The sequence below is a fragment of the Burkholderia sp. BCC1208 genome, assembly GCF_902833095.1.
Taxonomy (GTDB): Bacteria; Pseudomonadota; Gammaproteobacteria; order Burkholderiales; family Burkholderiaceae; genus Burkholderia.
This window is the reverse complement of sequence record NZ_CADFDY010000016.1, coordinates 1-14,777: the sequence shown is the minus strand read 5'-3', so window position 1 is coordinate 14,777 and position 14,777 is coordinate 1. Positions and strand designations below refer to the sequence as shown.

Below are 14,777 nucleotides of genomic sequence, written 5' to 3'. Positions count from 1 at the left end.
CAGCGCAATGGAAGCGATTTCCTACGAACGCGCGACCGACGTCGCCGGCGCCGTGCGCGCGGCGCAACGGCCCGGCGCGGCATTCATCGGTGGCGGCACGAACCTGCTGGACCTGATGAAGGGCGGCGTCGCGCGGCCCGTCACGCTCATCGACATCACGCGCATCGCGGGCCTCGATACGGTCGATGCGCTACCCGGCGGCGGTGTGCGCATCGGTGCGCTCGTGCGCAACAGCGATGCGGCCGATCATCCGCGCATCCGCGCCGACTATCCGCTGCTGTCGCAGGCGCTGCTTGCCGGCGCGTCCGCGCAATTGCGCAACATGGCGACCGTCGGCGGCAACCTGATGCAACGCACGCGCTGTCCGTATTTCTACGATTCCGCGTTCGCGCAGTGCAACAAGCGCGCGCCGGGCAGCGGCTGCGCGGCGATCGGCGGCCATAACCGGATGCACGCGATCCTCGGCGCGAGTCCGCAGTGCGTGGCGGTGAACCCGTCGGACATGAGCGTCGCGCTCGCCGCGCTCGACGCCGTCGTGCAGGTGAGCGGCCCGCGCGGCGCACGGCAGATTCCGATCACCTCGTTTCACCGGTTGCCGGGCGATCGGCCCGATCTCGATACGACGCTCGAACCGGGCGAACTGATCACCGCGGTGGACTTGCCGCCGCCGCGCTTCGCCGACCATGCGCACTATCTGAAAGTGCGGGATCGCGCGAGCTATGCGTTCGCGCTGGTGTCGGTCGCGGCGGCCCTGCGGATGGACGGCCCGCGCGTCGCCGACGCGCGGATCGCGCTCGGCGGCGTCGCGCACAAGCCGTTGCGTGCGATGGAGGCGGAAGCGCATCTCGCGGGCCGCGCACCGACCGACGCGACGCTGCGCGAGGCGGCCGCGCTTGCGTTGCGCGATGCGCGGCCGCTCGACGGCAATGGATTCAAGGTCGCGCTCGCGCAGCGCTCGATCGTGCGCGCAGTGAAAATGGCGGCTTCGGCGACGGGAGGTGCCGCATGAACACGCTGACGGGACAGCCGCTCGACCGTGTCGACGGCGTACTCAAGGTGACGGGCGGCGCGCACTACGCGGCCGAGTTTCCCGATGCGCGGCTCGCGCACGCGGTGCTCGTGACGAGCACGATCGCGGCCGGACGCATCGAATCGATCGATGCGGCACGCGCGCGCGCGATGCCGGGCGTGCTGATGGTGATCACGCACGAGAACGCGATGCGGCTGCCCAACGGCGGCCGGCCGCCGCTGTCGCCGCCCGCCGGGCGCCGGCTCACGTTGCTGCAGGACGACACGGTGCGCTACAGCAACGAGCCCGTCGCGGTCGTCGTCGCCGAAACGCTCGAGCAGGCGACCGACGCCGCGAATGCCGTGCGGGTGCGCTATCGCGCGACCGATGCCGCGCTCGATTTCGCGCAGGCGAAGCGCGGCGCGCGCGTGCCGCCGAAGCAGCAGGGGCGCCCGATGGACACGCAGCGCGGCGACGTCGAGGCCGGCCTGCGCGAAGGTGCGGTGCGCATCGACGCCACCTATACGACGCCGATGCAGCACCACAACCCGATCGAGCCGCACGCGACGATGGCGCACTGGGACGGCCCGACGCTCACGCTGCACGATGCGACGCAGGGCGTGTCGGGCGCGAGCACCGCGGTGGCCGCCGTGTTCGGCCTCGCGCCGGAACAGGTGCGCGTGATTTCGCCGTTCCTCGGCGGCGGCTTCGGCTGCAAGGGTTCGTCGTGGTCGCACGTGTCGTTGTGCGCGATGGCCGCGAAGCAGGTGGGGCGCCCGGTTCGCCTTGCGCTGACGCGGCCGCAGATGTTCGGCCCGGTCGGCGGCCGGCCGCTCACCGAACAGCGCGTCGTGCTGGCCGCACGCCAGGACGGGACGTTGACGGCGATGCGTCACGACTCGATCGTCACGACGTCGACGTTCGAGGACTGGACGGAAATGTGCGGGATGCCCGCGCGGATCATGTACGCGGTGCCGAACCACGCGACCACGCACCGGATCGTGTCGCTGAACGTCGGCACGCCGACGTTCATGCGCGCACCCGGCGAGGCGTCCGGCTCGTTCGCGCTGGAATCGGCGATGGACGAGCTCGCGTGGCGGCTCGGAATGGACCCGGTCGCGCTGCGGCTCGCGAATTACGCGGAGGTCGATCCGCAGGACGGCAAGCCGTGGTCGAGCAACAAGCTGCGCGAGTGCTACGAGGCCGGCGCACGGCGCTTCGGCTGGTCGCGCCGCACCGGCGCGCCGCGCACGATGCGCGACGGCGACACGCTGATCGGCCTCGGGATGGCGGCCGCCACGTATCCGGCGAACCGCAGCGAAGCGTCGGCGCGTGCGCGCATCTTGCCGGACGGCACGGCCGAAGTCGCGTCGGGCACGCAGGACATCGGCACCGGAACCTACACGGTGATGACGCAGGTCGCGGCCGACGCGCTCGGTTTCGCGCCGCAGAACGTGCGCTTCGCGCTCGGCGATTCCAGCCTGCCGCGCGCGCCGGTATCGGGCGGCTCGCAGTCGGCGGCGAGCGTGGCGCCGGCCGTGCGCGAGGCCGCGTTACAGGCGCGCGCCCAACTGATTGCGCTGGCGATCGCCGATCCGGGCTCGCCGCTGCACGGCGCCGCGGCCGACGACGTGACGGTCGACGACGGCTGGGTCGTGCATCGCGGCGACCCGTCGCGGCGCGATCCGGCCGCGGCGGTGATCGCGCGCGCGGGCGGCCGGCCGATCGACGCGCAGGCGACGACGAAGCCGGGCGACGAGAAGTCGCGCTATGCGTCCCATTCGTTCGGCGCGGTGTTTGCCGAAGTGCACGTCGATGCCGAGCTCGGCACGCTTCGCGTTCCGCGTATCGTCGGTGTCTACAGCGTCGGCAGGCTGCTCAACGCGAAGACGGCGCGCAGCCAGTTGATCGGCGGGATGGTGTGGGGGTTCGGCACCGCGCTCGAGGAGGGCTCGCATCTGGACGTGCGGCACGGCCGCTTCACGAACGCGAATCTCGCTGAATATCATGTCCCCGTGAACGCGGACATCGGCGAGCTCGACGTGAGTTTCGTCGACGAAAGCGACACGCATTTCAATCCGCTCGGTATTCGCGGCATCGGCGAGATCGGCATCACCGGCGTGCCGGCCGCGATCGCCAATGCGGTCTATCACGCGACCGGCGTGCGGGTGCGCGATCTGCCGATCACGCTCGACAAGGTGGCGATGCCGATGCGCGCATGAGCGTCGGCGTCGGCGTCAGCGCCGCGGCGTCCTGCGCCGCACTTCGCTGCGCAGCCAGTCGAGCCAGGTGCGGATCGCCGCTTCGCGGGGATGGCCGGGGCGCCACACGACGTAGTGCGCGTACACGTCGGTGATGCGTACCGTCGACACGCGCACGAGCGTGCCGTCCGCGAGTTCGGGCTCGATCAGCGAGCGGCGCGCGAGCGCGACGCCGCGGCCTTGCCGCGCCGCATCGATCAGCGCGTTCGCATCGGTGAAGCGCGGTGCGCGCGCGGATTCGGTGAGGTCGAGCCGCGCGGCCTGGAACCACGGTTCCCACGGCTGCGCGGGATGGCGCAGCAGCGTCGCGCGCACGAGGTCGGCCGGCGTGCGCGGCACGACGCCGTCACGATTGCGGTAGGCGGGGCTCGCGACCGGAAAGATCGTCTCGTTCATCAGCTTCTCGGCGACGACGCCGGGCCACGTGCCGGGCCCGTAGCGCAGCGCGACGTCGATGCGGTCGCGCTTGCGCAGCGGCGCGAGCGCCACGTCCGGATGCAGCGAGATCGAGATGTGCGGATGCGCGGCCGCGAAGCGCGGCAGGCGCGGCGCGAGCCAGCGCTCGGCGACGCTCGGCAGCACGCTCACGTTCAGCGTCACGTCGCAGGTGCGCGGGCGGCGGCGCACCGCCAGCGTCGGCTCGAACGCGCGTTCGAGCACGCTCAGGCCCTGGCGTACCTGCAGCGCGAGGGCGTGCGCGGCGTGCGTCGGCGTCGCGCCGTTGCGTTCGCGCGTGAAAAGCGGATAGCCGAGCTGCGCCTCGAGCGCGCGGATGTGCTGGCTGACCGCGCCCTGCGTGAGCGCGAGCTCGTCGGCCGCGCGCGTGAAGCTCTGCAGCCGCACGGCGGTCTCGAACGCGCGCAGCGTCTGCAGCGGAGGGAGGTGGATGCGTCGCATGCGGGTATTAGTAACACTAATGTCCGAGCACGACAATTCATCGTTTGCCGCGCATCGGCAGGCGTTCCTACACTCGGTTCCGTCTTCCACAGCCCCGTCGGGCCACATCGCCATGAACGCATACCGTCTCTATCTTTCGCCGGGCGCCTGCTCGCTCGCCGCCCACATCGCGCTGGAGGAAACCGGCGCGCCGTTCGACATCGAGATCGTCTCGGTGAAGGAGCGGCAGAACTTCGAAGCGCGCTACCTCGCGATCAACGCGAAGGCGCGCGTGCCGGTGCTCGCGATTCCGGGCGAGCCGCGCGTGCTGACCGAAACGCCGGCGATCCTCACGTATCTCGCGCGGCGCTACCCGGACGCGCAATTGCTGCCGCTCGGCGATCCGCTGCGCGAGGCGCGGTGCCACGAATGGCTCGCCTGGCTGGTCGGCTGGGTGCATGGCGTCGGCTACGGCGCGCTGTGGCGGCCGGGCCGCTTCATCGACGATCCGGCCCTGCACGGCGCGATCAGCGCGCACGGGCGCGGCACGATCGATGCCGCGAACGCATCGATCGAAGCCGCGCTCGCCGACGGCCGCACGTGGGCCGAACCGGGCGCGCATTCGATCGTCGATCCGTTCCTGCTCGTGCTGTATCGCTGGGGCGTCGCGATCGGGCTCGACATGACGCGGCATCCGGCATGGACCGCTCATGCGCAGCGCGAGGCCGAACGGCCGGCCGCACGGCGTGCGCTGGCGCGCGAGGCGGTTTGACGGGGGCGCGGGCGTCGGGAGCTTCGCCGCGCTGCCCGTGCCGCCCGCACCGCCGGCACCGCCCGCGTGAAACGGGCGGCGGCTATTTCGCCGCGAACAGCGGATAGGTCGCGCCCGCGATCAGCGCCGCCGCGAGCCATACCACGCTCCACGAACTCGCGGCGAGCAGCGGCGGAATCGCGAGCGGCGTCGCGAACAGCCCGAGATAGACGATCGTGTTCGCCATCCCGAGCGCGGTGCCCGCGTGGTTCGCGCCCGCGAGCGTCGCGAGCTCCGTATACGCGACGCCGTGCCATGCCGACACGCAGATGCCGGCGAACACGAGAATCGCGACGATCGCGGCGAGCGGCACGTGCGGGCTGCCGGCCGTCGCCGCGGCGAGCAGCGCGAACGACCCGGCCGCGACGAACACGGAACCGCGCAGGTACGCGCGCCGGTTGCCGTGCCGGTCGGTATGGCGGCCGCTCCAGACGCGCATCGCCATCGCGCCGAGCTGCAGCGCGACCATCGCCGCGCTGATGCCGGCGAGGCCGAGCCGGCCGAAGTCGTGCAGGAACACCGTCGCGAACGTGAGCACCGCGAATTGCGGCGTGCACAGCACGCCGATGCCGAGCACGATGCGCCACACGGGGCCGCTCGCGAGCGGGTTGCGCGCGGGGCCGGCGGCCGGTGACCGGCGGGCGGCGCGACGCGTGTCGAGGTGCGCCGCGGCCGGCTCGGCGGGCGGCTCGTGCAGCCAGCGCCAGGTGAGCGCGGCCGATCCCGCGCACAGCAGCATCAGCGCGCCGAACACCGCGGCGAAGCCGGCATGCGAGGCAAGCGCCGGCAGCAGCGCCGCGCCGAGGCCGCCGCCGAGCGGCACGGCCGTCTGGCGGATGCTCATCGCGAGCCCGCGTTCGCGCTCGCCGAACCAGCGCATCACCGCCCGCCCGCTCGACCCGTTCACGCTGCCGCCGAGCAGGCCGACGCCCCCCATTGCCGTGACGACGCGCATGAGCGGCGGCACCGCGTGCGCGGTCGGGGCGATCGTGACCATCATCAACGCGAGCATCGCGGCCGTCGCGACGAGCCCGGTCAGCAGCACGCGGCGGTCGCCGAAGCGGTCGGCGGCGATTCCCCACGGCAGCTCGGACAACGCGACGCCGAAGCCGAGCGCGCCGAGCACGAGGCCGAGCGCGCCGTTGTCGAGGTGATAGGCGGTGCGCATCCACACGGCCGTGGTCGGAATGCCGGCCGCGGCGGCCGAAAAGCTCATGTTGGCGGCGACGCCGGCGGCCAGCACGCGCCAGCGATGGGCCGGCCCGCGCACGTCGCGGGCAGGCGAAGAGGGGGAAGCGATGCACGAGGTATCCATGACGGCAGGCCCGGTTCGAAGTTGACGTACACAGTCTGGCGGCCTACATTCATCCTGAAAATCGGAAAGTTTTTGATTAATCGTTCGATGAAACAGGATGATTGAGATGCCTGGACAAGACATTCCGCGCGACGGCGGCGAGCCGCTCGCGGTGGCCGACGCCGCGCTGGCGCGCCCCAACTTCGACGTCGCGGCGCTGCGCAGTCTCGTCGCGGGCGTGGATCTCGGCAGTTTCGCGAAGGCGGCGGACCGCGTCGCGCGCTCGTCGTCGGCGGTGAGCGCGCAGATCCGCAAGCTCGAGGAGCAGGCCGGCACGCCGCTGTTCGTGAAAGCCGGGCGCGGGCTCGCACTGACCGATGCCGGCGATGCGATGCTGCGCTACGCGCGGCGGATGATCGAGCTGAACGACGAGGCGGCCGCGGCCGTGCGCGGCGTGAATCTCGACGGCTGGGTACGGGTCGGGCTGCAGGAGGATTTCGGCGAGGCGATCCTGCCGGACGTGCTCGGGCGGTTCGCGCGTGCGCATCCGAAGGTGCGGATCGAGGCGCGCGTGGCGCGCAACGCCGATCTGCTCGACCGGCTCGATGCGAACCAGCTCGACCTGGCGCTCGTGTGGGGCGATCCGGCGTCGGCGGCGCTCGTGTCGCGGGCAGGGATCGACGGCGACGCGATCGCGCAGGTGCCGATGCAATGGATCGGCGCGGTGGCGGCCGGTGGTGTCGGTGTGCCGGATGGCGGTGCGGACGCGGGCGTGGAGGGCGGTGTCGGTGAAACCGGCGGCCGTGCCGTGCGTGCGACGGGCGAGCCGTTGCCGCTCGTCGTGTTCGACCGGCCGTGCCGGTTCTTCGGCGCGGCGACCGATGCGCTCGATCGCGCCGGCGTGCCGTGGCGCGTCGCGTTCACGACGCCGAGCCTGGCCGGGCTATGGGCGGCCGCGGCGGCGGGCCTCGGGCTGACGGTGCGCTCGCATTACGGGCTGCCCGCATCGGTGCGCGTGCTCGACGCGGCGTCGTTCGGGCTGCCTGCATTGCCGAGCCTGCCGCTGATCCTGTTGCGGCGCACGTCGTCGGCGACCCCGACGGTCGACCGGCTTGCGCGGATCGTGACGCAGGCGGTGCGGGGGGCGACGGAGGGGGCGGGGGCGGCGCTCGCGGCGTGATGAGCCGCCGAGATCCGGTTTGGCATCCCCCGTTCGGCTGAATGGATCATCCTGGCGGACTTGACTACAGTGGTGGCATCCAACGCGGAGGTCATCATGCAACGCGCAAATATTCCCGGCACCACGGCCGATCCATCGCAACAAGTCGACGTTTCGGTTTCCGGCGAGGAAATCGCGATCTCGAACCCGACAGCATCCGGGGATCGGTCCGTATCCGTCAAACGGCCCGTTCGGTTTGGCCTCCTGCAAGGTCAGGTCCGGATTGCGGACGACTTCGACGCACCGCTGCCCGACGACTTGCTGGCTGCTTTCGAAGGGCGCTGATGCGGTTGCTGCTCGATACGCACATCTTCTTGTGGAGCGTGACCGATGACCCAAAGCTCAGCGCCCGAGCGCGCAGGCTGATCTCGGATGCCGACGAGCGGTTCGTCAGCAGCGCGAGTATCTGGGAAGCCGCCATCAAGGCCGGCTTGGGGAAGCTCGATGTCGATGTGGATCGGCTAGTCCGCGCGCTTCGGGCGAGCGGGTTCCGCGAACTGCCGGTCCGGGCCGTACACGGGGCAGCCGTGCGCAACTTGCCGAGCCATCATCGCGACCCGTTCGATCGGCTGCTCGTTGCGCAGGCCCAGCATGAACCCCCTGCAGCTCGTCACTGCCGATGGGCATCTCGCCCGGTACGGCATGTCTGTGGTCCTGACAGTCTGAAACAATCTGCCAGGCGGGAAGCCGGCGGTCGCCGGCCCCCAATGCATGACGGGCCGTTCATGCAGCCGCAGCGTGCGGTTCGATTTCCTCGAGCGCCGCACAGAGCCTGCCCAGCCTCTCCCGCAACCCGTCGCTCGCCGGCACGAACGGCAGCCGCAACCCGTCCTCGCACCATCCTTGCGCGGCGAGCACGGCCTTCACCGGCGCCGGGTTGGGTTCCGCGAACAGCGCCGCGACGAGCGGCTGCAGCGCGACCGAAAGGCGCCGCGCGTCGGCGAGCCGCCCGTCGCGCAGCAACGCATGAATCCGCACGTGCCATTCGGGCAGCACGTGCGCGCTGCTCGCGATCGCGCCGTGTGCCCCCGCGCACATCGCCGCGAAATTCTGGTTGTCGTCGCCGGACAGGATCGCGAGCGGCGTGTCGTGCACGAGCCGGCTCATCCGGTCGAGCGTGCCGCCGCATTCCTTGATGCCCGCGACGCGCGGATCGCGTGCGAGCGCCTGCAGCGTGTCCAGTTCGACGTTCACGCCGGTGCGGTACGGGATGTTGTAGACGAGCACGGGCAGGTCGGCCGCGTCGACGATCGTCTCGACATGGCGGCGGATGCCGTCCTGCGTCGGCCGTACGTAGACGGGCGGCGTGACGAGCAGCCCGTCGGGGCGCAGCGCCGCTAGTTCCCGCGCGCGGGCGGTCGCGAAGTGCGTCGCGCTCGCGGTCAGCCCGACGACGATCGGCAGCCCGGGCGCCGCGTCGCGCAGCGTCGCGAACACCGCGTCCTGTTCGCGCGCGTCGAGCAGCACGCCTTCACCGGTCGTCGCGCCCGCGACGAAGCCCGCGATGCCGGCGGCCGCATAGTGGCGCGCGAGCCGCGCGAGCGCCGCGTGATCGACCTCGCCGTGGTGGAACGGCGTGACGATCGGCAGCCAGATACCTTCGAAACGTGTGTTCATGCAAAGCCTCATGATGGAAACGGAGTGGGAAGGAACCGTTCCGCCGGCGCAGTGCCGGAGCGAGGCGTGCATGCAAGGAGAAAGAAACGACCTGCGGGCATCCCGTCCGGCATTCGCCTGACGGGACGCGACGTCCCCGTCAGTCGAGGAGTCGTTTTTTCAGTTTCAGCCCGGCCGCGCGCGCACCTGCCGCGACGGCGGCGAGGATCGAGGGCGAGCGCAGGATAGCGGACATGGATGAACCGTGAGTGGGCTGAGCGGCGATCTTAACACCGGGGCGACGGGGCGCGCGAGCCCTGGTCTCCGTTTAGCAGGATTCGAGATTTGCTTTCCACGACTGATTGGAAGGCGCGCTGCGCCCGGCCGCTAGAATGCCCGCTTACGTTTCGATGACGGCGCGTACGCGTGCGGTCACGCACATTCACCACCACTGGAAACGGGGCACATCACGATGGCAAGCATCAAGGGGATCGGCCGCTGGCTGCACACGGGCGCGGCGGCGGCGCTGGTCGTGGCGGCGGCGGCCGCGCACGCGGACACGTCGATCCTGAACGTGTCGTACGACGTGACGCGCGAGCTGTACAAGGACATCAACGCGAGCTTTGCCGCCGCCTACAAGCAGAAGACCGGCGAGACGGTCACGATCAAGCAGTCGCACGGCGCGTCGAGCGCGCAGGCGCTGTCGGTGCTGCAGGGGCTGCAGGCCGACGTCGTGACCATGAACCAGCCGAACGACATCGACCTGCTCGCCGAGCGCGGCCAGCTGCTGCCGAAGGACTGGCGCGCGCGCTTCCCGGACAACAGCTCGCCGTACTCGACGACGATGGTGTTCCTCGTGCGCAAGGGCAACCCGAAGGCGATCAAGGACTGGAGCGATCTCGCGAAGCCGGGCGTCCAGGTGATCATCGCGAACCCGAAGACGTCGGGCAACGGCCGCTATGCGTATCTCGCCGCATGGGGCTTCCAGAAGCAGAAGGGCGCGACCGACCAGCAGGCGCTCGACTTCGAGAAGGCGATCTTCCGCAACGTGCCGGTGCTCGATTCGGGCGGTCGCGGCGCCACGACGACGTTTACGCAGCGCGGCATCGGCGACGTGCTCGTCACGTTCGAGAACGAGGTTGCGCTGATGGACACGGGCGCCTCGGGCGCGCAGTTCGACGCCGTGTATCCGTCGGCGAGCATCCTGGCGGAGCCGCCTGTCGCCGTCGTCGACAAGGTGGTCGACAAGAAAGGCACGCGCAAGGTCGCGCAGGCGTATCTCGACTACCTGTATACGCCGCAAGCGCAGGAGATCATTGCGCAGCACCATCTGCGCCCGCGCGACGCGACCGTGCTGAAGAAGCATGCGGCCGAGTTCAAGGCGCTGAAGACCTTCAGCGTCGAGCAGGTCTTCGGCAGCTGGGCGAACGCGCAGAAGACCCATTTCGCCGACGGCGGCACGTTCGATCAGGTGATCGTCGACCGGAAGTAATCGCGGCGCGCGCCACGCGCGCGTCCGCATGACGACGCAGCCGGCCGCTCGTGCGGCCGGCTTTTTTTGCGTCTAGCCGGCGGATTTCCGTTCCGAACCGGCCCGCATTCCCGACCGCTGCCGCGCGTGCTACGCTCATCGCCTCCCCGTAACCGGCCCCGCGCGATGAATGTCGATTCGTCCTCCCCTGCCTCCCGCGGCCGTGGCCGCAAGATCTGGTCGGGCACCCGGCCGGTGATCGCATACGGGATGCCGCCCCTCGGCTGGCGCGATTTCTATCACCGCGCGCTGACGGTGAGCTGGCCCGTGTTCTTCCTGTCGCTCGCGGTGCTGTTCCTGCTGCTCAACGGCGGCTTCGCGACGCTCTACCTGCTCGGCCATGCGTCGATCGCGAACCAGTCGCCGGCGGGCTTCGGCGGCGCGTTCTTCTTCAGCGTCGAGACGCTCGCGACCGTCGGCTACGGCGACATGCATCCGCAGACGGTTTATGCGCACCTCGTCGCGACGTTCGAGATCTTCGTCGGGATGTCGGGCATCGCGCTGGCCACGGGGCTCGTGTTCGCGCGTTTTTCGCGGCCGCAGGCGAAGATCCTGTTCGCGCGCTACGCGATCGTGCGGCCGCTGAACGGCCGGATGACGCTGATGGTGCGCGCCGCGAATGCTCGCCAGAACGTGATTGCCGAGGCGCAGGCGAAACTTCGGCTGATGCGCGTCGAGGGCACGCACGAGGGCTACTCGCTGCGCAAGATTCATGACCTGCCGCTCGTGCGCAACGAGCATCCGGTCTTCCTGCTCGGCTGGAACCTGATGCACGTGATCGACGAGTCGAGCGCGCTGTTCGGCGAGACGCCCGAATCGCTCGCCGCGCGCGACGCGTCGCTGCTGATCACGATCGAGGGTTCGGACGAGACCACCGCGCAAGTCATGCAGGCGCGTCATTCGTGGGCGCATGGCGAGATCCGCTGGCGCCACCGCTATGTGGACCTGATGCACGACGAGGACGGCATCACGCACATCGATTACACGCATTTTCACGACGTCGTGCCGATCGAGATCGATACCGACGAGCGCGGGTCGCCTGGCGTGGTGATCGACGCGGGCGCGTCGGCGGCGGGGCCGGCCGCGCAGGCGTGATCAAGGGCGGTGGGGCGCCGCCCCGTTGCGCGTCACGCGTGCAGCAGACGCGCCGCTTCGCGCTGTTCGATCGCGGCCGCGCGGCGGAACGCGTCGCGGTCCTCGGCACGCGCGACGTAGTCGCCGAGCACGCCTTCGTGCGGAAGCAGATGCGCGTCGAACGCGATCTTCAGCGTGCTCGCGAGCAGCAGGTCGGCCGCGGTGAAGCGCTCGCCGACGAGCCAGCGGCCGTGGGCGAGTGCTTGTGCGAGGGCCCGCTGCACGCGCGCGATGTTGCCCCAGCCGAACGCGACCGGATTGCCCGACGCGCCGGTGAATTTCTCGGCCATCGCCGGTTCGAGGCAGGTCGGCGTGAAGAACATCCACTGGAGGAAACGGCCGCGCAGCGGATCGTCGGGCGCGACGCCGAGCCCGGCAGCCGGGCAGCGGTCGGCGAGATAAAGCAGCACGGCGCCCGATTCGGCGAACGGGGCGCCGCCGTCGTCGAGCGCGGGCAGCTTGGCCATCGGGTTGACCTGCACGAACGCGTCGCTGCCCTGTTCGTGCGAGCGCAGGTCGATCGGCACGAGTTCGTACACCACGCCGGTTTCCTCGAGCATCCACAGCGCCCGGAATGCCCGGGTCTTCGGCCAGTAGTAGAGCTTCATCGCGCCTCCGCGTTTGGGTGCAGGTGTCGATCCGGTGGATGCTCAAGCGTACCCGAGCCCGGGAGGTTGGGACAGGGGCGCCCGGCTAGCGGCTCCCGACCAGGGGCGCCCGATTCAGTTGCGGTGAAGCCTTTATGTGACGGGAATTCAATAAATAACTAGTTATACAAAAACTAGTTATGAAAACTCTCGAAAATCCCGGCGGAAAATCGGCATCACTACAATGTGCCCGGCCCATCCTGCAGTACCCGTGCACCGGCAACGCAATCGGCCGCTCGCCCGCAATCGACAACCCATCACGCAACCCCGCATTTACTGGAGACCCATCACGCATGGCAAACGACGATCGCACCACGATCATTGCGCGCAGGACATCCGAATCGGCGACCATGGTGGCCGAGATCAAACGGGCGATGGCGATCACCGCGCGGCTCAACCGCCTGACGTTCGACGATGCGGCGGACGTGCGCGCATTGTTCGGTGAACTGATCGGCACGCAGGTGGACGACGGTTTCGTACTGATCCCGCCATTCCATGCGACGGGCGGCACCGGCATGAAGCTCGGACGCAACGTGTTCGTCAACCAGAACTGCACGTTCTACGATCTGGGCGGACTCGAGATCGGCGACGACGTGATGATCGGCCCGAACGTCAGCCTCATCACGTCCGGTCATCCGGTCGAGCCTTCGCGGCGGCGCGACTGCGTGGTCGCGAAGCCGATCGTGATCGAGCGGAACGTGTGGATCGGCGCGGGTGCGACGATCATCGGCGGCGTGACGATCGGCGAGAACGCGGTCGTCGCGGCCGCGGCCGTCGTCACCGGGGACGTTCCGCCGAATACGCTGGTCGGCGGCAATCCGGCAAGGATCATCCGGTCGATCGCGGAATAACTTCGCCCGGGCGCACGTGCCGGCGCGATGACGCAGCGTCGAAGGGATGTGGACAACCCGCCGCCGCGACCACTCGAAACGCTGTGCATTTGAACGGTGAGTGTGCCGCCGAGGCCGTCCGGACAAGCCTTTCCGGCTTTCCCCGGTTGTCGCGCGCCGAGTTGTCCGTCGCTCGGCAGATGAAGATTCGCCCGCGCACCGGTTGTGGATATCCGCGCTTCGAAACGACTCGGCGCCCTGTGGTTTTCACAGGTGAGGATGACCGGATGCTGCGCGATACATGAAGCGGGTTGTGGACAACTCGCGGCAAGACGAAGCGAAATGCTGTGAAATTCAATGGTGAGTGTCGCGCCCGATCCGGCGGTGCGCCTGCTCCGGCGCGGGTTTCGGGCCGGAGCCGGTTCGGCGCGACGCGCATTCTAGCCGAATGGCGCGCGTGCGTGATCCCGGCATGCGGACCGGGCGACGTCGATATCCGGCCCCAATCGAAGGGCTGTGCATTCTAACGGTGAGCGCCGGTGCGTGCTTCGCGACGTGCGGATTTCGACGCACTTATCCGCTTTCTCCAGCGACTCGGCGCGCTGTGCAATTCAATGGTGAGCGTGCGCCCGCGCTCGGGGCGTAGTCCGTCGGGATGCGGCCGTTCGACCGCGATGCCGCGCGAAGCGGTGTTCCTGTCAGGCGCAGACGCAAGGTTGCGAACGAAGACGAGGTGCCTGCCGGTGTGGATATCCGTCCGCCGAAACGACTCGCGGCACTGTGTATTTCGACGGTGAGCATCGGCGTGCGATCGGGTGACGCGTGGCGCCCGGTATGGATTGCCCCGTGTCGGTACCCTTCGAAACATGCGTCAGCCATCGATCGCGCGCGCTCGGCCATGTGGATATCCGGCCCGTCCGATCACTCGACGCGCTGTGGTATTCGACGGTGAGGGTGGGCGTATGGCCGGGAGACGGCGCGGATCCGCGCGTGGACAACTGCCGCCGCAGCCAGTCGAAGCCCTGTGCATTTCAACGGTGAGTGCGGGCCGGCAATCGCACGGCCTGCGTGTTCACACGACGATATTCGGTCGGCAAGCCCACTCTCGACCCTGTGTATTCGAACGGTGAGGGTGAAAGTCGGACCGACGAAACGCGCGGTTTCCGATGTGGATATCTGCCGCCGGCATCCACTCGCCAAGCTGTGAATTTCAACGGTGAGCGTCGCTGGTCGAGCGCTCCGCATGTCGATTTCCGGATGTGGACATCCCGGTCCCGACGCCACTCGAAATGCTGTGCAATCGAACGGTGAGCGCGCGAGCCCGATCGGCCGAAGGGCGCGGCATTGTGGACATCCGTCGCCGCCGACCAATCGGAACGCTGTGCATTTCAACGGTGAGGGTGACGGCCCGATGCCGCCGAAACCCTTGTCGGACGGGGTTCGAGCGCCAATCGCCGGTCAGGCGGTGGCCCTTGCGGCCTCCACCGGCGTTTCCGCCCCAAGCCCCAAGCCCCAAGCCCCAAGCCCCAAGCCCCAAGCCCCAAGCCCCAAACCCCAAACCCCAAGCCC

At 69.5% G+C, this 14,777-nt stretch carries 12 protein-coding genes and 1 pseudogene; 9 read left to right on the top strand and 4 right to left on the bottom strand.

Features of this window, described 5'->3' with window-relative positions; genetic code table 11:
* Positions 1-7: 7 nt before the first annotated feature.
* Positions 8-1,009, top strand: a complete 1,002-nt coding sequence (locus HWX09_RS31995) for a xanthine dehydrogenase family protein subunit M (RefSeq protein ID WP_027785603.1) — start codon at positions 8-10, stop codon at positions 1,007-1,009.
* Positions 1,006-3,231 carry a xanthine dehydrogenase family protein molybdopterin-binding subunit gene (locus HWX09_RS31990; protein WP_027785602.1) on the top strand — a complete coding sequence of 742 codons (2,226 nt, stop codon included), beginning with the start codon at positions 1,006-1,008 and terminating at the stop codon, positions 3,229-3,231. The genes HWX09_RS31995 and HWX09_RS31990 overlap by 4 nt, the downstream gene beginning before the upstream one ends.
* 15 nt (positions 3,232-3,246) lie before the next feature.
* On the opposite strand, the gene HWX09_RS31985 is transcribed toward HWX09_RS31990, so the two are convergent.
* Positions 3,247-4,167 carry a LysR substrate-binding domain-containing protein gene (locus HWX09_RS31985; RefSeq protein WP_027785601.1) on the bottom strand — a complete coding sequence of 307 codons (921 nt, stop codon included), beginning with the start codon at positions 4,165-4,167 and terminating at the stop codon, positions 3,247-3,249.
* Between the two features lie 112 nt (positions 4,168-4,279).
* Here HWX09_RS31985 and HWX09_RS31980 point away from each other — a divergent pair, with 112 nt between their 5' ends.
* The gene (locus tag HWX09_RS31980; protein ID WP_027785600.1) at positions 4,280-4,918 is read left to right on the top strand and encodes a glutathione S-transferase; all 639 of its coding nucleotides are present in this window, start codon (positions 4,280-4,282) and stop codon (positions 4,916-4,918) included.
* A gap of 82 nt (positions 4,919-5,000) precedes the next feature.
* Here HWX09_RS31980 and HWX09_RS31975 read toward each other — a convergent pair whose 3' ends face one another.
* Entirely contained in the window at positions 5,001-6,272 is a 1,272-nt protein-coding gene (locus tag HWX09_RS31975; protein ID WP_027785599.1) for an MFS transporter, read from the bottom strand.
* A gap of 106 nt (positions 6,273-6,378) precedes the next feature.
* Here HWX09_RS31975 and HWX09_RS31970 point away from each other — a divergent pair, with 106 nt between their 5' ends.
* From HWX09_RS31970 to HWX09_RS31960, 3 genes and pseudogenes are all read left to right on the top strand, one after another.
* Positions 6,379-7,431 (top strand): LysR substrate-binding domain-containing protein, encoded by a 1,053-nt coding sequence (locus HWX09_RS31970; RefSeq protein ID WP_027785598.1) that lies wholly within the window; start codon positions 6,379-6,381, stop codon positions 7,429-7,431.
* 96 nt (positions 7,432-7,527) lie between these two features.
* Positions 7,528-7,755, top strand: coding sequence for a hypothetical protein (locus HWX09_RS31965; protein ID WP_027785597.1), 228 nt, complete (start codon positions 7,528-7,530; stop codon positions 7,753-7,755).
* Positions 7,755-8,136: pseudogene (locus HWX09_RS31960) on the top strand (type II toxin-antitoxin system VapC family toxin). The gene HWX09_RS31965 and the pseudogene HWX09_RS31960 overlap by 1 nt, the downstream one beginning before the upstream one ends.
* Before the next feature lie 57 nt (positions 8,137-8,193).
* Here the strand turns inward: HWX09_RS31960 and dapA are convergent.
* A complete protein-coding gene (gene dapA, locus HWX09_RS31955; protein WP_027785595.1) occupies positions 8,194-9,087 on the bottom strand; it encodes a 4-hydroxy-tetrahydrodipicolinate synthase in 894 nt (297 codons plus the stop codon).
* 451 nt (positions 9,088-9,538) lie between these two features.
* Here dapA and HWX09_RS31945 point away from each other — a divergent pair, with 451 nt between their 5' ends.
* Together HWX09_RS31945 and HWX09_RS31940 are read left to right on the top strand one after the other, a co-directional pair.
* Entirely contained in the window at positions 9,539-10,558 is a 1,020-nt protein-coding gene (locus tag HWX09_RS31945; RefSeq protein ID WP_027785594.1) for a sulfate ABC transporter substrate-binding protein, read from the top strand.
* 165 nt (positions 10,559-10,723) lie between these two features.
* Positions 10,724-11,692 carry an ion channel gene (locus tag HWX09_RS31940; protein WP_027785593.1) on the top strand — a complete coding sequence of 323 codons (969 nt, stop codon included), beginning with the start codon at positions 10,724-10,726 and terminating at the stop codon, positions 11,690-11,692.
* Positions 11,693-11,724: 32 nt separating this feature from the next.
* Here HWX09_RS31940 and HWX09_RS31935 read toward each other — a convergent pair whose 3' ends face one another.
* The gene (locus tag HWX09_RS31935) at positions 11,725-12,339 is read right to left on the bottom strand and encodes a glutathione S-transferase (protein ID WP_027785592.1); all 615 of its coding nucleotides are present in this window, start codon (positions 12,337-12,339) and stop codon (positions 11,725-11,727) included.
* 332 nt (positions 12,340-12,671) lie between these two features.
* On the opposite strand from HWX09_RS31935, the gene HWX09_RS31930 reads away from it, so the two are divergent.
* Positions 12,672-13,229 carry a DapH/DapD/GlmU-related protein gene (locus HWX09_RS31930; RefSeq protein WP_027785591.1) on the top strand — a complete coding sequence of 186 codons (558 nt, stop codon included), beginning with the start codon at positions 12,672-12,674 and terminating at the stop codon, positions 13,227-13,229.
* The last annotated feature ends 1,548 nt before the right edge of the window (positions 13,230-14,777 follow it).